This is a genomic window from Bacillus multifaciens, assembly GCF_030756675.1.
GTDB lineage: Bacteria > Bacillota > Bacilli > Bacillales > Bacillaceae_G > Bacillus_A > Bacillus_A multifaciens.
Window position 1 is genome coordinate 80,407 of record NZ_JAVBXD010000004.1, and the last position, 20,890, is coordinate 101,296.

Genomic DNA, 20,890 nt, shown 5'->3' on the forward strand with positions numbered 1-20,890 from the left:
CACCTTCTTTTTCCGATGCTTTTATCATTGTATGAATTATAAAAGTAAACTAGAAACAAAAAACCTGACACATATTGTCAGGTTAAATGAAAGCCCTCTTTTTCTTGAGAAATTGCATTATGTGCAATCTTCATTTTCGTTAGGACATAACGTAATGTATCTTCTGCATTCTCATCTTCTTGGATATGCATATTAGCTAAAACTTCTACAGAACATGCTAAATTTTCTACCGCTCCACGTAGTTCGGGATGTCGATTAAAGAACGATTCTTGCACTAATAATTTTCGGACGTCTTTTGCTAATTCTACAATTCGCATTAATTTTTCCTGTTCTTCCATAACAATCCCCTCCTACATACCTTATACATTTAAATATTCTGCTAATTATTAGAAATACCTGCTAACGCTTTATATATTAACAAGTAAAATATTTTGCACATCAATAAAAAAGGATTTATGCTCATATTTTCGCATAAATCCTTTTTTGTATATTAATATCTTTACATCCCAATATTTCCAGAAACTAACATATAAATAGAAGTAGCGGCTGCAAGTAAGATAATTATCATCACATACCGTTCAGCACGAGTAAAGCAGCGATTTCCTTTCTCTTTTCTTGCTGCTACATAAACGATTAGACCGATGCCATATACTAAAGAAACAAGTAATAAATTTTTCAATCCAGCTGCATACACAAGCCAAACACCATATACAGCTGCCATTAGAGCAAGTATCCCATCTTTCCATCTGTTTCCTTCATATGCTTCTGTAATCACTAATTTCAACTGATATAGTGCTGAAAATACATATGGGAGTAAAATTGATGTTGATGCTATAAAATACATGATCTGATATGTTGATTCTGAAAATAACACAATAATAAATAATGTTTGGGCAACACAATTTGAAATCCATAACGCTGCATGCGGCGTATGATTTTTGTTCGTTTTTGTAAATATTTTCGGAAACACACCGTCTTTTCCAGCAACGTGAGAAATTTCCGAAACAAGTAAGAACCAACCAATTAAGGTACCAATAAGCGAGACGATTAACCCTAAGTTAATAATATATGCTCCCCATGAACCAACGACATGTTCTAATACATGTCCCATTGACGGCGTTTCAAGTGCCGCTAATTCCTCTCGTGGCATCGCTCCTAGCGATAAAACAGAAATTAGTATATAAACACTCATTACTAACAGTAAACCAAATACAGTTGCTTTTCCAACATCACGACTACGTTTTGCTCGTCCTGATAAAACGACGGCTCCTTCTACGCCAATAAATACCCAAAGCGTAACAAGCATCGTGTTCTTCACTTGTCCAAATACAGAAGATAATGAGACCGTACCTTTTCCCCAAAAGTCATGCGTAAATGTATCCCAACGAAACGCCGCAATCATAATTACAATAAACAGCATAATTGGAACAAACTTACCAATTGTCGCGATAAAATTCATAATAGAGGCTTCACGAATTCCAAGTAAAATAAGAAAATGAAGCGTCCACAATACAAGTGATGCACCAATGATAGCCGGGACATTATTACCGCCTTTAAAAATTGGAAAAAAGTATGCTAATGAATTAAATAACATCATAATTGTTGCAACGTTGCCTAATATTCCAGCAATCCAATATCCCCATGCACTGTTAAATCCAATATATTCCCCAAACCCAGCGCGTGCGTAGCTATAAATACCCCCCTCAAGTTCAGGCTTTCGATATGCCAACGATTGATATACGAGAGTAAGCGGAATCATTCCTAGTCCTGTAATACACCAACCAATTAAAATAGCACCGCTGTTTGCCCCTGCTGCTAAATCGTGCGGTAAACTAAATACACCGCCTCCAACCATTGTTCCTACTACAAGTGCGATTAATGGAAAAAATCCTAGTTTCTTTTCTATTGGTATCACCCCGTCTGCAATTTCTTGATGTGCTCATTCCGTTCTACCAGGCATTCATATTATTTGTAATGTATATATAAAATACGTACCTCGAAAATAACGAACTGTTTCACTTTATATTCTTTCAGAAAAACATTACTTATTCTAAAAGAAAACGAACAAAAATGGAATACTTTTTCGAAAAAAAGTATAAGTATGCATAAAAAAAGGTCGTTTATTTTGATATAAACGACCTTTTTTATGCATTTGTAAATGAATTCTATTTTAATAATCCTTCTTTTTCTAAAAACTCTCTTGCTACTTTCTCTGCTTTTTCCCCTTCTACGTTCACTTCATAATTCATTTTTCGCATTTCTTCGTCAGTAATTTTCCCCGCAAGTTTATTTAATATTTTTTCAATTTCTGGATATTTCTTCAATGTTTCTTCCCGTAATAATGGTGCTCCTTGATATGGTGGAAACAGCCCTTTATCATCTTCTAGTACTTGCAGACCGTATTGCTGTAATTCACTATCTGTTGAATAGGCATCAATGAGATTCACATCGCCAGATTGAATGGCGCTATATCTAAGCTTCGGTTCCATCGTTTTTAAATTAGGAAACTGTATATGATATAGTGTTTGTATTCCTTTATATCCATCTTCACGATCTCCAAATTCAAGTGTAAATCCCGCTTTTATATGAGAAGAAACATTTTTCAAATCAGAAATTGTTTTGATGTTATACTGCTGCGCTATTTGTTTTGGTACTGCTAATGCGTACGTGTTGTTATACTGCATTGGCTTTAACAGCTTCATATTAAATTTCTGCTCCATCCCAATTCGTGCCTGCTCATATACTTCTTGACGATCTGTACTTTTTGGCGCTTCCTTTACAAAAGTCGATAATGCCGTTCCTGAAAATTCTGGATAAATATCGATTTCTTTAGATTTTAACGCTTCAAATACAAAAGATGTTTTTCCGAATCCTGGTTTTACCTCTACTTTTAAATCGGTATCCTGTTCGATTAACTGTTTATACATCTGAATTAAAATTTCCGGTTCTGAACCAAGCTTACCCGCAATAATAATATCTTTCTTTTGCGTACTCCAAAGAAATGGTGCGATGATGATTCCAACTACAACGACAATTGTAACAATCGTTCGCTTTGGTGAACGTCTTACATGCAAGGTCATACGCAGCACACCATCAAAAAATAATGCTAATAATGCAGCTGGAATAGCACCTAACAAAATAAGAGCATGGTCATTTCGATCAATCCCAAGCAGAATAAGCTTTCCTAACCCTCCTGCTCCAATTAAAGCAGCCAATGTCGCTGTACCAACAATTAGTACCATTGCCGTTCGAATCCCTGCCATAATAATAGGCCAAGCAAGTGGTATTTCTACCTTCCATAAACGTCTCCAATTGTTCATCCCCATCGCTTTTGCTGCTTCAATAAGCGATGGATCTAGTTCACGAATCCCTGTGTATGTATTTCTTAAAATAGGAAGCAGTGCATAAATCACAAGGGCAATTATAGCTGGGACCTTCCCGATACCAACTAACGGAATTAATAACCCAAGAAGCGCCAAAGAAGGAATTGTCTGCATCACAGCAGAAGTACCAATTACCCATTCAGCAATACGTTCTTTTCTTGTTAACAAAATTCCAAGCGGCACTGCGATAAGAATTGCAAAAAGTAAAGCAATCAATGAAATTTGCAAATGTTCCAAAAGGGCACTTAACAATTCTTGTTTACGCTCTTGCATCGTTTGTAAAAAGGTTGTCACTTTCTATGCCCTCACTTTCATTTGCTCTACTATGTATTGAACGATATGCTCACTTGTTAAAGTACCGATATATGTACCATTTTCTTCGATAGGTATTTCTTTTTCCTGTTCTAAACGAAGTAAAGCATCATAAAGGGCAACTTCAGTCGAAAGTGGATGACCATCACCTTGTTTTTCTTCTTGTGCTAATATTGATACTATATCTTCTACTTTTCTATGATCATACCAAGATAATCGCGGACTCCCAATAAATTCTTCTACAAATCTATTTGCAGGATTTTGTAAAATGACTTCTGGCGTATCAAGTTGGACAACTTTTCCATCTTTCATTATACAAATACGATCACCAAGCGCTAACGCTTCTTGCATATCATGGGTTACGAAAACAATTGTTTTTTGAATCTTTTTTTGCAAGTCTACTAAATCACGCTGCAGCTGTTCACGGCTTAAAGGGTCCAGCGCACTAAACGGTTCATCCATTAAAACAATTTTCGGATTGGCAGCAAGTGCCCGCACAACACCAACTCGTTGCTTTTGGCCGCCAGATAATTCATCTGGCATACGTCCCCTATATATATGAGGATCCAAACCAACCATTTCTAATAATTCATCAACACGCTTTTCGATTTTTGCTTTACTCCATTTACGCATTTCTGGTACAATCGCAATGTTTTCTGCAATTGTCATATGCGGAAATAGCGCAATTTGTTGCAAAACATACCCAATATCCCATCGTAATTCATGAATGTTATAATCCCGAATGTTCTTCCCATCAATAAAAATTGAACCTTCTGTTGTTTCAATCAATCGATTGATCATTTTCATCGTTGTTGTTTTGCCACATCCACTCGGGCCAATCAGAACAAAAAATTCCCCTTTATGAATCTCTAGCTGCAAGGAATCTACCGCCTTTGTTTTATCATCAAACGTTTTTGAAACGTGTTCAAATCGAATCACATACACAACTCCTTTTTCATTCTTTCCTCTATTCTCATAGAAATTCGAGCTATTTTCAAATGATTTGTCCTCTCAAAATAAAAAGAGCTCTATTTTGAGCTCTAATAATCTTTTAAAATTGTCTTTATGATTGCCGCATACTCACGTATATATGCCTTTTTCCGCGAACGCTTTGGCGTCGGTGCAGCAAGTGCCTCCATCTTCATACCTAAGCGGTCTGCTATGATTTTCGTCCGGTATAAATGATAAGTGTTACTTACTACAACCGCATGCTTCACATCATATATCTCCTTAGAAAACTTTATATTTTCATATGTACTTGTAGAACGATCTTCAAGTAAAATTCTTTCTTTTCCTATACCGTTTTCCATTAAATATCGACTCATACTAAGAGCCTCTGAAATATCTTCATCGTCCCCTTGTCCACCAGATACAACTACTTTTACTTTTGGATGCGAATGTAAATAGCCTAGCGCTACATCTAATCGATTTTGTAGTGATAACGATGGTTTATCGCCAAATAGTTTTGCACCTAAAATTAAAACATACGGTGCTGTATGACTTACTTTTTCATTAGCAATTTTCTTCATGCAGTATGTCATATAAACAACATATACTGGCGGCATTAACAACAGTAATAATAACCATTTATTCATATAGCAGTTCTCTCCCTTTTTTATATTATATAAAAGAAAGGGATGCTACAGAAGTATTTTACCTACATTTGTTAAATTTCAAAAAAATAGCGAGGAGTCAATCCTCGCCACTTTCCCTATCCTTGACGCTGTCCTGCATTTTGAGCATTGCGTGCTTTCTTTGAAGACGTATGGTCTTGCGTTTGATTACCTTTATGCTTCGCTGAACCTAATGCTTTTGTTTTTCCCATATCTTTTCACACCTTTTTTAAATGTTACATTTATAGGATGTGTTTTAGATTCGTTACTATACAACCGTTTTATTGGTAATATGAATTCTTTCTTGCCGCTGCATTTTCACATATGAAAAACCAATACATGTTGCACCGATTAATAATAGGCTGAGTGCATAAAACGGAACCATAACACCGATTTGAGACACAAACGTTGTAAAGACAATAAGAAGAATAACTCTTACACCTGTTCCAACAAATCGAAATAGACTGTCAACACGCCCAATTATTTCATTTGGAACCCCTTCCATCATAAGCACACTTCGCGCAACACGTGTTCCAGCATTTCCCATCGCCATAAAAATAGCAAAGCCGTATATCAAGTAAACAGATGGTTGTATAACCATTACGGTAATTGAAATTGTATATATGAGCATCGTGAATACAATAGATACTTCCGTTTTTACATATTTCATAAGAATTGGAATACCAATTCCCGCAAACATTGCACCGATACCGTACATCATTCCTTGCGTACCATATACCGATCCATTAGCCTTCAATACGTCTGAAATGTACACGGGCATTAAGTAGTTCGTCATCATTACACCGATAAACGGCATATACGTTGCAAATAAAAACCAAAATAATTGCTTTCTTTTCTTCATAAAATGAACGCCTTCAAAAATTTGTTTTGCAAATGGTTGCTTTCCTAGTTTTGTTCTCTGTTTTGTATATGGAATAAACGATAGCAGTAAAAATGCACCGACATACGCTAACATATTAATAAATAAAATCCATTTGACAGCAACAATTGTAATCATAAAGCTAGCAACGGCACCAGCAATAACTTGTGTCAATTGTCCCTGTATTTCCATCGTTCCACTAAGTGATTTATAATGCTCTGGTGCAAACACTTCTTGGTTGAATGCGAAAATATTCGGATAAAATACTAAATAATAAAATGAACCTGCTATATACAGCACAATGTAATGGACTGTTTCATAGGAGTGACCTGTAAACCCCCAACATACCATAATAAAGACAGCGATTGCTCCGATGGCTTCATTCACTAAGAGTAACGTTTTACGAGAAAAGCGATCAATACAATGTCCGATAAACGGTGTACACAAAAACATAACAAGTGTAGACATAATCGAAATATAACCAAACGTTGCATTGCCACCAGGCGCCGTTACAAGCAGCCACGAAATTGTAATCATCGTAATCCCAGAGCCAATCGCTGATAGGCTATTGGCTCCAAGAATATAGTACAACCGAGAATCACGGTAAAGAGATGACATATTAATCAGCTCCTAACTGTTTTTTCAGTTCTGGAAAAATGCTCATGTACCCTCTCAATTCTTTTAACAAATCCGCAATTAGCGGTTTCGCATCTTCCCCTAATTCTCCGTTCTGTATATGGAGACTATCAATAACAACTTGTTTTGGAATCACATTTGCATATACTCCTCTCGCCACGAGGCGCATATTATTTAATGCATTTATACCACCTTTACCTCCGCCTGCAACTGCAAGAAGCCCAACTGGCTTATGCATAAACTCACTGCTTCCAAGAAAATCAAATGCATTTTTCAACGCCCCGCTCATCGCATTATGATATTCCGGCGTGCATAGTACTACACCATCTGCTTCTTTAACAAGTTTCTTTAATTTTGCTACTGCTTGTAATTCATATTGAGAATTTTCTCCGTTATATAATGGGAGTGCCTCAACAGCCAAATCATATAATTCTCCGCTATAAGTTTGTGCAATATGCTTTGCAATGACGCGAGTTTTACCAAATTTACGTGGTGTACCATTAACGACAACTAGTTTCATGAATATTTCTCTCCCTTGTTTGAATTTCTATATTAATCTTATCAGAAAATTCTCTCTTATAAACCGTAAGAAAGATGGAAACCGCTTGAAAAAATAGTATGAAAAAACAAAATAAAAACTCATACGAAAGTATGAGTTTCTATTTACTCTTCCTATACAACACCATGTTTCACAGCATACAAGGCTGCTTGCGTTCGATCTTCTACATGTAATTTAGCAAGGACATTTGAAACATGTGTTTTCACAGTTTGTTCTGTAATATGTAGCGCTACTGCAATTTCTTTATTACTTCTTCCTTTGGAAATTTCTCGCAACACTTCTTTTTCACGCTTCGTTAACATAGATAAATGATCTTGTTTTATCTCAGCAGTTGCTTGGCGCCCTAATAAAGCAGGCGTTACTTTCGGATGAAAATTCGCATTTCCTTGATAAACTGCAATAATGGAAGCTACAAGTTGATCCGGTTGTACTTCTTTTAATTGATATCCATCTGCACCTGCTTCGAGTGCTGGAAGAACATAACCTTGTTCTGAAAAACTGCTCAACATAAGTACCTTAATAGATGAATCATATTGTTTTATACGCTTCGTTGCTTCGATTCCATCCATTTTCGGCATCGATACATCCATTAATACAACATCAGGTCGTTCTGTTTTTATAAATTGAAGCGCTTCTTCTCCATCTCCCACCTCGCCAATAATATCAAATTCTTCTTTTGTTTTTAAAAAGAAAACAAGTCCTCTTCGGACAATATGATGATCTTCTACAAGCAGTAATTTAATTTTCAATACATGTCTCCCCTTTAAACCGGTAACAGAATCTCAATCTTTGTTCCTTCACCTAATTTAGTTTGAATATGAAACTTTCCTTTCAATAACTCAATACGTTCCTTCATATTTTTTAAACCAAGCGCACAATCTCTTACTTTCTCTTTCATAAATCCTACTCCGTTATCCTCAATTTGAAACTTCAACATATTGTTTTCTATTTTTAAATGTACACATACCTTTTCACACGAAGCATGTTTTTTACAATTATGAAGCGCTTCTTGACTAACACGCCAAAGCATTTCTTCTATTTCATCATCTATCGAAATTACCCCATCAATTCGCATAATTACATGAATTCCAAGGAGCTCCCCATAACTTTGAATCGCTTCAGCAAGCCCTTTTTCTAAACCTTCCGGCCGTAACTGCCAAATTAACAATGTCATCTCTTGCAGCGCCTCTTGTGATAACTCTCCTATATACGTTAACATCTCCTTTAATTCTGGATTTTTCGTCATATCCATTGTTCCTCTAGCTGTTAACATTATTGAAAAGAGAAGTTGCTTAACAGAATCATGTAAGTCACGTGCTAGTCGATTTCTTTCTGCAACGACTACATATTTCCGTTCCTTCTCCACTAGCCTAATCCGTTGAATCGTTGTTCCAATTTGAAAAGCAATCGCTTCTAATAAAGCTAATTCTTCTTCTGTAAAATGCGTTTTATAAGGAGAAGCAACATTTAATAATCCAAATTTTTCTTCTCCTGCCTGAAGCGGGATCGTCGCATGATGCGTAATGCCCTCTGTTTCTCCCCATTCATATTCAATCGCATCTTCTATTCGCTTGCACTCAATAATATTTGTTGCTTTTTGCAAACGTCCATCAACAAATCGATCAATGCACCAACAATCGCCTTCGCACATCGGTTTTTTTTCTTCCCATGTAAGAGCTGGTGGTAAATTCGTATCAACAAGCATTTGGTGGGTTCCTTTTTCATCAATAAAGAATATCCAGCCTGTCTGTAAATTCATCACTTGTAAGAGAGTATGTAGAACTTTTTCTAACATTTGCTGCAAATCTATTGCTTCATTTAATAACTCTGCAATTTCTTTTAACGCTTGCAATCGATGCATTTGTCTTTCATTTTCATTCATGTTCATCACCATTTCCTATTATAACATTATGAAATTTCTAAATACTACAAATGAAGCAAAAGAAGATATAGAAACATTACTAAAAGAAACTGGATTTAGAAACATAGTATTTCATGAGTATAAAGGGGCAATTTGTATAATTGTAAGAAAATGATGAAACCGCCAGAATTTCTATTTTTCTGGCGGTTTTTTCTTCTTACTTTACTGCAGCTTGTAGACAAGACTTTACATGCTGCAGTGCAAACTCATGCCCTTGTTCATTAAATGATGCAACTGCTTTTTCGTATACTACAATGCGAAACCCTTTATTATAAGCATCGATTGCCGTATGTAACACACAAATGTCCGTACAAACTCCAACAAGATGCACTTCTTGTATTCCTCTTTCTCGAAGTTTAATTTCTAAATCTGTTCCAGCAAAGGCGCTGTACCTTGTTTTATCCATATAATAAACATTTTCATCATCTTTATGTGTATTATATAAAGTTTGTAATTCACCGTATAACTCTCTCCCGTTTGTTCCCGCTATATTATGAGGTGGATATAATTGTCTCTCTGGATGATAAAAATCATTTTCTACATGTTTATCAACAGCAAATACAACATAATCTCCATTTCCAATACACTGCTTCGTAATTTCTACAATGTTCTTTTCTATATCTTGCCCAGGTTTACCGCATGTTAAAGCCCCACCTTCTGCGACGAAATCATATGTATAATCAATATTTATAAGTGCTCGTTTCATCTTTTTCATCCCTTTCGTTTCACAGTAAACAATAGAAAACGCGTTATAACGACGTTTTCTTACATATTCGACATGTATAATGAAAATCCCTATAAAAAAAGAAACCTGCTTATAAAGCAGATTTCCTCTTACTGTGCTGGTTTATTTTCAAGCTGCGCCTGGACAAAGTTAATTACTTTTCCGTTTGGATCATTGTTTTCATACTGAATTGCTGTTACGGTATGGATACCAGGTTGTAGTGTCTCTTCTTTTAACGCGATTGTCGTTTGCGCTAATTTATTTACTTCATGTTTGTCTTCAAATTGCTTATCGACGTATACAAATATTTCTTTATCCTCTTGGAAATTTGCAACTTCAATTTCTACTTGTTGGATAAGCGTATCTTTTTTTATAAATACGACAGGTATATTCCCATTTTCCGATGTACCATCTGGTGTAACAACTTTGACTTTTCCTTCACCAACTGAAGTTACCCCTTCTGGGAATGAATATTTTATTTCTTGCTGTGCATTTACAGCTCGTTCTTGTTGCTTTTCTTCCTTGACGTTCTTTTCTTCTGTTACTCCACAACCTACTAACAACATAACAGATAATCCAGTGATTATGAATTTTTTCAAAATCCATTCCCCCTGTATCTCAATGTATAATTTATTATACAAGAATAATTCTTAAATATATACACATATTACTTTCAAAAATAAATTCACTCATTACACCATTAACTGTACCACACTTATTCCCTGTTTATCACCATTATTTCTTCAAGAAATTTTTAGTAAATTTTTTATTACTAAAAATTCCCATAAAAAATAATCTTAGCACTATAACTAAGATTATTTCAATCTTTCTCTCCTTACTTATGAAGAGATCATATTATCGAATAAATTTTGTAATTTCCGCTACTGCTTTTCGAGCTAGTTTTTTCGACTGTTCTTTCGGATGTCCTAATGCAATTACCATATTAACTTGTTTATCAGTTTCAATTTGTAAATAGTTTCTTAGCTCGTTTTGCGCTAATAACACCGGTCCTGTCATCGGGCATGTACCGAGACCTTTGGCATGAGCTGCAAGCATTAAGTTTTGTGAAGCTAAGCAACTACTTTTAATACCTTCTTCTTCCCAAACAGACTCTGGAACAAATTCAATTGGATCAAAAATCTTTTCCCGAAATTTAGATTGATATGGCGTTGCTAAGCAAATGATTAAAACTGGTGCATCTGAAAATGCTGTTGCATATGGTCCGAAAGAGCGTGTCAATAATTTCCCTGCTTTTTCCTCGCCTTTTTTTGCCGCTTCTTCAGCTCGCGTATGTAGCGCATTCCATGTCATTTCTTCTATATCTTTAATTTTGTCACGATTCATAATAACGACAAATTCCCATGTTTGTGAATTTGTATCACTCGGTGCATATCTCGCACAATCAATAATTTCTTCTATATCTTCTACAGAAACGTCTTGGTCTGTAAATTTCCGAACACTGCGACGGCCATGAATAATATCTTTAAATGCTTGATAATCCATATGATTCAAAATCCCCTTTTATAACGTTTTCAAAATCTCTACCTGACTGATTATATCATATAATGAAAAAAGCCGAAGTTATTCAGCCTTTTTCATATTTACTCGTTTGTAGTATCTTAAAAACCTAGTATTATTTTATCTCCACACTATACACACTCGTCTTATATGCCGCTTGTAGCTTTCTTGTAACTCGTTGTTCTCCTGTTTGATGCCAAGCTTCCCCAATTTGTGTCACGGGTACAATTTCAATTGGTGTAGCTGTAAAGAAGCATTCATCTGCTTCATATACCTCATGAAGAGAAAATTGACGTTCTTCTACCGGAATATGCAATTGTTTTGCTAAAGAAATAACATGATGGCGTGTAATGCCATACAAAATAAACTGGTTCGCAGGGTGTGTAATCAGAGTTCCATTTTTAACAATAAAAAAATTAGAATGACACCCTTCTGTTACAATGCCATTGCGAACTAAAATCGCTTCGTAATAACCTTCTTTTGCAATTTTATTTTTAATCATAATATTCGGAAGTAAATTTAGAGATTTTATATGACAAAAATGCCAACGTATATCCTCGGCAACTGTTGCTTTAATTCCGTTTTCTATTAAAGTATCTGGCCTTGGAAATGGTACAATATTTGCATAGTATGTGGGCTGAAGATTGGATTCAAACAAATGGTTTCTAGGTTGAACACCTCTTGAAACTTGAATATATACATTTCCATCCTCTTTAAATTGATTTTTCTCAATCAATTGCTGCAACTGAGAAATTAGTTCTTCCTTTGTAAAGGGCGGTTCTAATTCAATTGCTTTCATAGATTGGAAAAAACGATCTAAATGGAGATCTAATAAATGAGGTTTTCCATCATATAAACGAAATACTTCATATACTCCATCTCCAAACTGTAAGCCTCGCTCATCTAATGAAATCATTGGTTCTTTCTCTCTCGTATTTATAATACTTCCATTAAATAAAATCCAATCTTTATAAGCACTGTGCATTGTTACTCGCCTCCTCTTCATATATATTCCCATTGTACAACCTAATTTATTTAAAGAGAAACAATATTCTAACTTTTAAGCAACAAAAAATATTTTCTCCATCTCTTATCGGCTAACGCCACTTGAAGTGAGGGATTCTAGAACCCCTTGCTCCGATGCCAACAAGCTCTAGAACCTCCTCCGTTCAACAAGAAAAGTTCTCTATACCGCCAATCCGAAGTATCTATAGATGACCCATTTCTGCCCCTGCGCAAGCAGACAGAAAAAGGAGCAGCAAGAGCCCACATTCATCCCCTCCTTACCACAGGGCTCTGCCTTTCACCTGTTTGAAGAAGGGGGCTTCTGAGGTAAAATGATAAAAAACATCATACAAATTCGAAATTACTAGATTTTCTAATTTATCTACAGTGAATTTTGTTTTATAATAATATCGTTATGTTAAAATATTCAAAAGGAGAACCCATGTGCATATCCAAAATTTATCTATTCAAACAACCTATGACTGCTTAACTTATGAACAATTAGAATCAGAAGCGTCTAAGCTTCCAGCAAATATGCAGCAATTCTATATACATTCGATTACAACATTAAAGAGAGAATTGGCACCTAACGAATGCTTCTATTATTTATCGACAGGCGCATTTCGTCATACAGCAATTGGCTTTTTATTCTTTACGGATAGACAAATTATTATGGGGGAACAACAAGGTTTAAGCGTGAAATGTCATACCCTACACTACCGTGATTTTACAAGTTGCACCGCTCGTACTGGTCATATTTTAGGGATAAAAACAAATGTAATTTATCTCGAAGAACCTCTTTCTCCTTCAGTAAAAGAAGAGCGTGTTACCCATATTCCAGACGAACAATTTCAAATCATATATAAATTTGTACAAGATAAAATTACAATGAATTAAATTATTCCTACATACTAATAACCAATGTTATTAGTAATTAAATTCTTCAAAAAGACTTGCTCATATTGGATATAAAAGCATAAAATATTAGACGCAAACTATTGATGTTCATTGTTTTCCCTCTCCTAAAAGGAGGAAATAAGTTGGGGTTATTGGAAGGGTATAATAATTTCAGTGGAGCATTTTCTCCCCTAATAGTTCGTTCAATTCATTTTTATAGCCAGCGGTGGAAGAAAAAAGTTCACAAAAAACAACGCTTAATTCTGCGAACAAATAAAAGAAGACGGTATTTGCTGAAGAATTTGCCATAATGAAAAGTCACAAGAAAAAACTCTCTACCCCCAAAAAACACCTAGAGTTTCTTGCATTTTACAAGAAACTCTAGGTGTTTTTTATACGTCTCACTTCATTTTGCAATGTTAAAAACCAGAAGAATTCTTAGGATGCGGATTCTTTCCTTCTAGCTTAATATGAAATGTACTTAATATAAGAGAGGCGTTATAATAAACAAAAACCATTTTATGAAAGATGGTTTCCGTCATCTCGATTCAACCAATTTAAAATCAAAATATAACTTTGATAGTGGACATACCTCATACAAAATAGACCACATAAGATTCCCATTCCAATGCAGCTATATAGTAAACCAAATTTCAAGAAAATTTCAATGGTTGGTGGAAAAAATGTCACTTTTTGCAAAATATATAGCATAAGAAACAACATTAAAAATAGTGGAAAATACTGCAATTCATATGGTGTACGTCTGTTGCTTAATATTTTTCTTATAAAAAATTGAAAGATCTCTGCAAATAAAAAGCAACTAAGAACTACAATAAGCGCTAGTGTCATCCCCATACACCTACCACCTTATTTTAGGATATGTTGATAAAATAAAACATCTTGCCACTCATTAAACTTATAGCCAACTTCCCGAAAACATCCTACATATGTAAATCCCATCTGTTCATGCAGTTTCACACTAATATCATTTCCCTTTGTAATCCCAGCAATAATAGCGTGGTGCTCTGCTTCTTCTGCCAATTGAAGTATGCGTCCTATCAATTTCTTTGCTATCCCTTTCCCACGTGCATGTTGGTCCACATATACTGAAATTTCTACCGTTTTCTTATATGCTTCTTTCTCGCGAAATGGTGATAAAGAACAATACCCAAGTATGCTACCCTCTTCTTCTGCAACAATGACTGGATACATTTCATTATGTGCATCAAACCATACCTTCATTTCTGCTAACGTCTTTTCTTGTAAATCAAATGTAGCGGTTGTATGTATAACTGCATCATTATATATGTTTACAATACTTCTTACATCTTCTCTATTTGCATTGCGAATTTTCATTGCTTTGTCTCCCCTATTACAATTTCTTTATATAAACATCATTATTTTTTTGAAAACCGAGTTGTCCAAGAAACGATTCTATTCTTTCGTTTTTATCCATACATATAATTTGAATTTCCTTCATGTGTTCATTTTTTACTATTTCTTCAAACGTATAATAAGCATTCGTTCCATACCCGTATCCTTCATAATCATGGTGAATAAGAAGATACGATAATAGTGCTTTCTCGTGTTGCACAGTGTAATCAATGATACCTATATATGTATCATCTGCTTTTATACAATAGGCTACATCTCTAACTGGTAAATCATAAGAAGAAAACATTTCTTCTACTACTAACTTTGTTTCGTCTGTTACTTTTTCAAACGTTAACATATGTATGTCACTCCTTATTATTATTGTATCGGGCAGGACAAGTATTTATGAAAAAAACCTTAAGATAGTCATACTATCTTAAGGTTTCCTCTTTATCCCGCTATTAACGGGCAGTGGGGGGAACCCCCCACTGATTAAAGTTTCACTTTATACTAAGCTATAAGCGCGCTTTGTTTCTTCATGAAACGCATTTGTATCATATTTATGTTCAACAAAAATTTGGTGCCATACCATAAATGCTAGGACTGTCCAAATTTTACGGCTGTAATCGCCTTTATCTGCACAATGTGCTTCTAATAAGTCTAATACGTACTGCTTATCGATTAAATGCTCTGTTTTGCTTTCTTTAATGATGTTTACAGCCCAATCATGCATTTCATCTTTTAACCAGTGACGGATAGGTACTGGGAAGCCTAACTTTTTACGATCTAATACGTGATCCGGTACAATGCCGCGTACCGCTTCACGTAAAATCGCTTTTGTTGTACCATTTGCAATCTTTAATTCTGTTGGAATTTTAGATGCAACATCAAATACTTCTTTATCTAAAAACGGTACACGCAGTTCTAACGAATGTGCCATTGTCATTTTATCAGCTTTTAATAAAATGTCACCGCGTAGCCATGTAAACATATCGATGTATTGCATTTTACTTACATCATCATAGTTTTTGATATCATCGTACAATGGCTTCGTGATATCCATGTAATTTACACTTTCATTATAATGTTTCATAAGCGCTGCTTTTTCTTCTTCACGGAAGATTTTCGCATTTCCATAATAACGCTCTTCAATTGGTGTACAGCCGCGCTCTAAGAAGCTTTTCCCTTTGAATCCTTCTTTTAACGCACCACTTAACGCTTTTAATACACGTTTTCCTGGGCTAGGGATGTAAGAGAACATTTTTAAAGAGTTTGGCTCACGATAAATGTTATATCCGCCAAACAATTCATCTGAACCTTCACCAGAAAGAACAACTGTTACATGCTTACGCGCTTCTTTTGCAACGAAGTACAATGGTACAGCTGCTGGATCCGCTAACGGGTCATCCATATGCCACATAATTTTTGGGAATTCATCCATAAATTCTTGTGGTGTTACGAATACACTATAGTTTTTCACGTCTAATTTTTCTGCTGTTTCTTTCGCTACGTCGACTTCACTGAAACCACGACGTTCAAAACCTACAGAGAAAGTCAATAGATTTGGATTCATTTCTTTGGCGATAGATGCGATAATCGATGAATCGATACCACCAGATAAGAATGATCCTACTGGTACATCACTGCGCATATGCATTTTTACTGAATCGTATAATACGTCACGAATTGCTTGAATATGCTCTTCTTTCGTCGCATCAGATGCATTGAAATATGGTTGCCAATAACGACGGATTTCCATCTCTTTTCCAAGTTCTTTTACGAAGTAATGACCTGGCTCAATTTTGTTAATATCAACTGTTAACGTTTCAGGCTCTGGAGCATATTGATACGTAAAATAGTGTTGTAAAGAAGCTGGATTTACCCCTTTATCTTCCATCACATGTAAGATACTTTTCTTTTCAGATGCAAAAAATGTTGTATCCTCGTGCTGCGCAACGTAAAGTGGTTTAATACCGAAATGATCACGTGCACCGAAAAGCTTTTTCTCTTCACGATCCCAAATCATAAATGCAAACATACCGCGAAGGTAGTCTACACATTTTTCTTTCATATGAGCATATAATGCAATGATTACTTCTGTATCAGATTGTGTCGCAAATGTTGCCCCTTTTTCAAGAAGCATTTCGCGAAGTTCTACATAGTTATAAATTTCACCATTAAAAATAATTACATAACGATCGTTTTCATACGTTAACGGCTGATGTCCTGCCTCTAAGTCAATAATACTTAAACGGCGGAAGCCAAATTGTACATGTTCATCACGGAAGTACCCTTCATCGTCTGGACCACGGTGAAAGATAATCGTATTCATATTTTCAAATTGATGTTTTTCTTCTGCCGAAAACCCTCTAGGGTTTTCACATAAACATCCTACAAAACCACACATACTTTCTTACCCTCTTTCGGTTTTCATTCTGTTTCTATACTACTATATCAACCCTACTTATACTAGCATAATCATAACAATATGGCGACAAAAAGTACATAAATCCACTTTGTTTTTTCACCATTTTCATCACTGTTATGCAAAATAAAACATAATTTGTTTGTTTTTCCCCTTTCATTTTAAAAAATGTCTTTGACCGCTCCTATATATGGTCAGCTGCTCCCGCTCACCTAAAAAGAAAAGATATTTTTTGTCATTTTTTCAATTTTCATTTATATATAAATCAATTCTATTCTTATCCTTCATCAATTTTCAATTTTTTCCTTAACCGAAAAAACCATTTTCACATTTAGGCGTTTTTGTCATATGATATTTTAGATTTATCTTTAGGAGGAGAAATTATGAGTGATGAAAGAAAACCTTCACGTCCACAATTTCGAAGTTACTTAAAACAAATTGATGATTTTTTCGAACAAACTCCGCTTCGTGACGTTATTGCAGATATGAACCACTTTTTCCAAAAAGGAAACCGTCTCGTAACATTTCCCGTTGATTTGTTTGAAGTAGAAGATGACCTAATTATAAAAGCTGAACTTCCTGGTATCCAAAAAGAACAACTTCAAGTTGAAATACAAGGTGAATACTTAAAAATTGCCGTAAAAGAAGATATTTTAGGCGAAGAAGCAAATGAATCGCCTAATTATTACCGGCGCGAACGCACAATGTCGGAAGCTTCTCGCGTTATCAAATTACCTTATCCAATTAACAAAAAACAAGCAAAGGCTTCCTATCAAAATGGCATTTTAGAAATTCGTGCACCTAAACTACCGCAGCAACACGATATTTTATCGATTGAATAAGAAAAGGATGCTCGTTCGCATCCTTTTTTCATTGTGTTAAGCGCCTAATATCACGTAATATATCATCGTATGGTGTATTTTTCATACCGCTATATTCCTTCATCACTTTCCCATTTTGATCCACTAAGTAAAATTTTGTACCATGTATAACTTGATCCTGATTTTCTGGTTTATCAACTAACGTTTTAAAATTGTCTTTCGCAAATTTTTCAATTTCATCTTGCGAATAACCAGTTAACAAATTCCAATTCTTCGTATCATCTGTAAATTTCTGCACAAATTCTTTTAGCTTTTCCGGCTTATCTACCTCTGGATCAACACTAAATGATACAAATTGAACATCTAGTTTTTCTTCTTTCGCCATTCTTTGCAACTTCGCCAAATTCGCTGTCATCGGCGGACATACTGTTTGACAATTTGTAAATACAAGATCTGCGACCCACACTTTTCCTTTTAAATCTTTTGTACCAAATTTTTCGCCATTTTGATTTATGTATTGAAAACTTTGAACATCCCAATTTAACGGATCGCGAAGCTTTGATCCTGAACCGCACCCGGCTAAGACTAACAAACAAAAGGCAGTAAGAAGTCCCATCCATTTTTGAAATCGCTTCATTTTAAAACACCCTTCTCTCCTTCAAAATATAACCAACTCTTCTTTCCCATACTAATAGAAGATTCACTTTATTGTAACAAAGGTAAACACTATGAGAAAACCGTTTACTTCACTTGTTCACTAAATCGTACTAATTTTTCCAGCGCTTCTTCTTTATGAAATGTGCTAAACCATCTGCAATTTTCATCGTCTAAAATCCGATAATGTTGGCTAACAATATTTTGTTGTAAACAAAAATCTCCTCTTTTCTCAATTTCCTTCCACCATATATGTCCACCCATCGTTTTTTCTTTTTTATACTCCATTTTATGGTGAGCAATTGTTTGAACAACTTCAAGTGCAGACCCTCCAAATACAGACTCCAATACTTCGCTGCTTTGAAACAAGGCACATATCGCAACAACAGTCGTCCAAGAAGGCAAAATACGCTCTTTTTCAATTTGAACAAGCGTCTTTTTGGAAAGACCTAAAATCTCTGCCATTTCTTCTTGTGTATAATTATGTTCTGTTCGAACTAACTTCATTTTTTTCGCAATTATTTGTACTACTTCGTCTTTATTCATTTGAACACCCCTTCTTACTAAAAAAAATCATATCAAATTGTATTTTTACACTTTTTTAATACTTAGTCAATTCCACTTACTTCTTTCGTCGTTTCACAAATATTGGTAACACTTTTCAATCGATATTCCCCGCATATTAATTAAGTTTAAGGGCCTGAATGATTTATGAAAACACATCATATTTATCCAGCACAAAAAGAGCTACTTGAATATAATCAAGTAGCTCTTTTCTATTCTGCAAAATACGAAAACCCAATTGCTCCAGCACCCGTATGTGTACTTATAACAGGTGTTGTAAAGAAGATTTCTGATTGTGTAAATCCACTAATTTTTTCAACTGCTTCTTTCATTTTCTGCGCCAATGGTAATGCCTTTGCATGCGGAATCGCAACTGCTTTTACTGTTTTACCAGCTATATCCTCTTCAAATATTTTCATTAATGTTTTTACAATTTGTCCTTGGCTACGTACCTTTGCAATCGGATTGTAAACTCCGTCCTCAATACCAGCAATTGGCTTAATATTTAATAGAGATCCAATCATCGCTTTACCTTTACCAATACGACCGCCTTTCACAAGGTTTTCTAACGTATCAACAACAACGAATAGACGTGTGTTTTTTCTAACTTCTTCAAGACGTTTTAAAATTTCTTCTAAAGAAGAACCTTCTTGTACCATTTTCGCTGCTTCAATTACTTGATAAGCTAAAGCGTGACTAATAAATAAAGAATCCACAACTGTTACTTTGGTATCTGTCATTGTTGCTGCACTATTTGCCGTTGCTACTGATCCACTTAATCCATTCGTTAAGTGAATCGAAAGAACTTGACTGCCGTCCTCTCCTAAGCGATCATACATTTCTACAAATGAACCCACTGCTGGTTGCGATGTTTTCGGTAATTCTTCTGATTTTTGCATTTCTTCAATAAATTCATCTGGTTGCAAATCTACACGATCTAAGTAAGTTTGTCCATTCACAGAAATTGATAATGGAATAACATGAATATCATATTTCTCAATCACATCTGGTGATAAATCCGCCGTTGAGTCTGTGACAATTTTAATTTTTTGCATGGTTTATTTCTTCCCTTTCCACTACGCTCTCCCTGTTATTATACTAGTATTCCTACTCCTTTCAACAGTTTAAGGTAATTTTCTGACGAAATTATTGTTTTTTATGTCTAAAAAGAAAGCGGCAGAGCACTTTTGCTCTGCCGCGATTTTTTCCTATGCATTTTTTTCTAACGTATTTATTTCATATACATTTGAATAATCATTCCATTTCAAGCAACTCTGCAAATATTCTCGAAATGAGTACGAAAACCTTGGTTGTTTTTGTTTTTGAATTTTAGAAATAAAGAGCTGAAGACGCGACTGAATTTGAAACGCTAATGGGTGCTGTGTTTGTAGCACAGGGATTTCAACCACCTTTACGCATTTTCCTGTTGGATGAGTGAAATAAAAACTCTTCATTATCACGATATCAATCCTCTTTTTTTTTGATTTATAATGTTAGTATAAACCGACAAAGCCAAAAAGTTTGTCTAAATTTTGGAGAAGCATTATTTTTTTCTTCTTTATATTGTATACGCTTACACTAATAGTATAACAAAGAAATAAAAA

General features: G+C 35.0%; 23 protein-coding genes. 2 read left to right on the top strand and 21 right to left on the bottom strand.

Translation table 11 applies throughout. The annotated features are described in order from the left end of the window. Positions 1 to 77: 77 nt before the first annotated feature. From Q9306_RS04435 to dat, 13 genes are all read right to left on the bottom strand, one after another. Positions 78 to 338, bottom strand: a complete 261-nt coding sequence (locus tag Q9306_RS04435) for a LemA domain protein (RefSeq protein WP_306195699.1) — start codon at positions 336 to 338, stop codon at positions 78 to 80. A gap of 161 nt (positions 339 to 499) precedes the next feature. Further along, positions 500 to 1,927 (bottom strand): arginine-ornithine antiporter, encoded by a 1,428-nt coding sequence (gene arcD, locus Q9306_RS04440; RefSeq protein ID WP_306195948.1) that lies wholly within the window; start codon positions 1,925 to 1,927, stop codon positions 500 to 502. Positions 1,928 to 2,165: 238 nt separating this feature from the next. After that, positions 2,166 to 3,677: an ABC transporter permease/substrate-binding protein gene (locus Q9306_RS04445; protein ID WP_306195701.1), complete on the bottom strand. Its 1,512-nt coding sequence runs from the start codon at positions 3,675 to 3,677 to the stop codon at positions 2,166 to 2,168. 3 nt (positions 3,678 to 3,680) lie between these two features. Further along, complete coding sequence (locus tag Q9306_RS04450) at positions 3,681 to 4,634, bottom strand: ABC transporter ATP-binding protein (RefSeq protein ID WP_306195703.1); 954 nt, start codon at positions 4,632 to 4,634, stop codon at positions 3,681 to 3,683. Between the two features lie 101 nt (positions 4,635 to 4,735). Next, a complete protein-coding gene (locus tag Q9306_RS04455; protein WP_306195705.1) occupies positions 4,736 to 5,290 on the bottom strand; it encodes a YdcF family protein in 555 nt (184 codons plus the stop codon). A 286-nt stretch (positions 5,291 to 5,576) separates the two neighbouring features. Further along, a complete protein-coding gene (locus Q9306_RS04460; protein ID WP_306195707.1) occupies positions 5,577 to 6,806 on the bottom strand; it encodes an MFS transporter in 1,230 nt (409 codons plus the stop codon). A gap of 1 nt (position 6,807) precedes the next feature. Further along, a complete protein-coding gene (locus tag Q9306_RS04465) occupies positions 6,808 to 7,344 on the bottom strand; it encodes an NADPH-dependent FMN reductase (protein ID WP_306195709.1) in 537 nt (178 codons plus the stop codon). Positions 7,345 to 7,496: 152 nt separating this feature from the next. Then, the gene (locus Q9306_RS04470) at positions 7,497 to 8,132 is read right to left on the bottom strand and encodes a response regulator (protein WP_306195711.1); all 636 of its coding nucleotides are present in this window, start codon (positions 8,130 to 8,132) and stop codon (positions 7,497 to 7,499) included. A gap of 14 nt (positions 8,133 to 8,146) precedes the next feature. After that, positions 8,147 to 9,265 (bottom strand): GAF domain-containing sensor histidine kinase, encoded by a 1,119-nt coding sequence (locus Q9306_RS04475; RefSeq protein WP_306195713.1) that lies wholly within the window; start codon positions 9,263 to 9,265, stop codon positions 8,147 to 8,149. Between the two features lie 196 nt (positions 9,266 to 9,461). Continuing rightward, positions 9,462 to 10,010 (bottom strand): cysteine hydrolase family protein, encoded by a 549-nt coding sequence (locus Q9306_RS04480; protein ID WP_306195715.1) that lies wholly within the window; start codon positions 10,008 to 10,010, stop codon positions 9,462 to 9,464. A 128-nt stretch (positions 10,011 to 10,138) separates the two neighbouring features. Continuing rightward, entirely contained in the window at positions 10,139 to 10,627 is a 489-nt protein-coding gene (locus Q9306_RS04485; protein ID WP_306195717.1) for a hypothetical protein, read from the bottom strand. Between the two features lie 256 nt (positions 10,628 to 10,883). Next, a complete protein-coding gene (locus tag Q9306_RS04490) occupies positions 10,884 to 11,531 on the bottom strand; it encodes a nitroreductase family protein (protein WP_306195719.1) in 648 nt (215 codons plus the stop codon). A 130-nt stretch (positions 11,532 to 11,661) separates the two neighbouring features. Then, complete coding sequence (dat, locus tag Q9306_RS04495) at positions 11,662 to 12,531, bottom strand: D-amino-acid transaminase (RefSeq protein WP_306195721.1); 870 nt, start codon at positions 12,529 to 12,531, stop codon at positions 11,662 to 11,664. Positions 12,532 to 12,995: 464 nt separating this feature from the next. Here dat and Q9306_RS04500 point away from each other — a divergent pair, with 464 nt between their 5' ends. After that, positions 12,996 to 13,448: a hypothetical protein gene (locus tag Q9306_RS04500; protein ID WP_306195723.1), complete on the top strand. Its 453-nt coding sequence runs from the start codon at positions 12,996 to 12,998 to the stop codon at positions 13,446 to 13,448. A gap of 519 nt (positions 13,449 to 13,967) precedes the next feature. On the opposite strand, the gene Q9306_RS04505 is transcribed toward Q9306_RS04500, so the two are convergent. From Q9306_RS04505 to asnB, 4 genes are all read right to left on the bottom strand, one after another. Beyond that, entirely contained in the window at positions 13,968 to 14,303 is a 336-nt protein-coding gene (locus Q9306_RS04505; RefSeq protein ID WP_306195725.1) for a hypothetical protein, read from the bottom strand. 12 nt (positions 14,304 to 14,315) lie between these two features. Continuing rightward, positions 14,316 to 14,804, bottom strand: coding sequence for a GNAT family N-acetyltransferase (locus Q9306_RS04510; RefSeq protein ID WP_306195727.1), 489 nt, complete (start codon positions 14,802 to 14,804; stop codon positions 14,316 to 14,318). 16 nt (positions 14,805 to 14,820) lie between these two features. Then, complete coding sequence (locus tag Q9306_RS04515; RefSeq protein ID WP_306195729.1) at positions 14,821 to 15,180, bottom strand: GNAT family N-acetyltransferase; 360 nt, start codon at positions 15,178 to 15,180, stop codon at positions 14,821 to 14,823. A gap of 147 nt (positions 15,181 to 15,327) precedes the next feature. Next, the gene (gene asnB / locus Q9306_RS04520) at positions 15,328 to 17,229 is read right to left on the bottom strand and encodes an asparagine synthase (glutamine-hydrolyzing) (RefSeq protein WP_306195731.1); all 1,902 of its coding nucleotides are present in this window, start codon (positions 17,227 to 17,229) and stop codon (positions 15,328 to 15,330) included. 401 nt (positions 17,230 to 17,630) lie between these two features. Between asnB and Q9306_RS04525 the strand changes: the two genes are divergently transcribed. Continuing rightward, complete coding sequence (locus Q9306_RS04525) at positions 17,631 to 18,089, top strand: Hsp20/alpha crystallin family protein (RefSeq protein ID WP_306195732.1); 459 nt, start codon at positions 17,631 to 17,633, stop codon at positions 18,087 to 18,089. A 28-nt stretch (positions 18,090 to 18,117) separates the two neighbouring features. On the opposite strand, the gene Q9306_RS04530 is transcribed toward Q9306_RS04525, so the two are convergent. The 4 genes from Q9306_RS04530 to Q9306_RS04545 form a co-directional block, all read right to left on the bottom strand. After that, a complete protein-coding gene (locus Q9306_RS04530) occupies positions 18,118 to 18,705 on the bottom strand; it encodes an SCO family protein (RefSeq protein WP_306195733.1) in 588 nt (195 codons plus the stop codon). Positions 18,706 to 18,809: 104 nt separating this feature from the next. Further along, positions 18,810 to 19,268 carry a helix-turn-helix transcriptional regulator gene (locus Q9306_RS04535; protein ID WP_306195736.1) on the bottom strand — a complete coding sequence of 153 codons (459 nt, stop codon included), beginning with the start codon at positions 19,266 to 19,268 and terminating at the stop codon, positions 18,810 to 18,812. Positions 19,269 to 19,498: 230 nt separating this feature from the next. Next, on the bottom strand, positions 19,499 to 20,341 hold the full coding sequence (locus Q9306_RS04540) for a DegV family protein (protein ID WP_306195739.1): 843 nt from the start codon (positions 20,339 to 20,341) through the stop codon (positions 19,499 to 19,501). Positions 20,342 to 20,494: 153 nt separating this feature from the next. Then, complete coding sequence (locus tag Q9306_RS04545) at positions 20,495 to 20,746, bottom strand: DUF2535 family protein (protein ID WP_020060705.1); 252 nt, start codon at positions 20,744 to 20,746, stop codon at positions 20,495 to 20,497. Positions 20,747 to 20,890 lie beyond the last annotated feature (144 nt).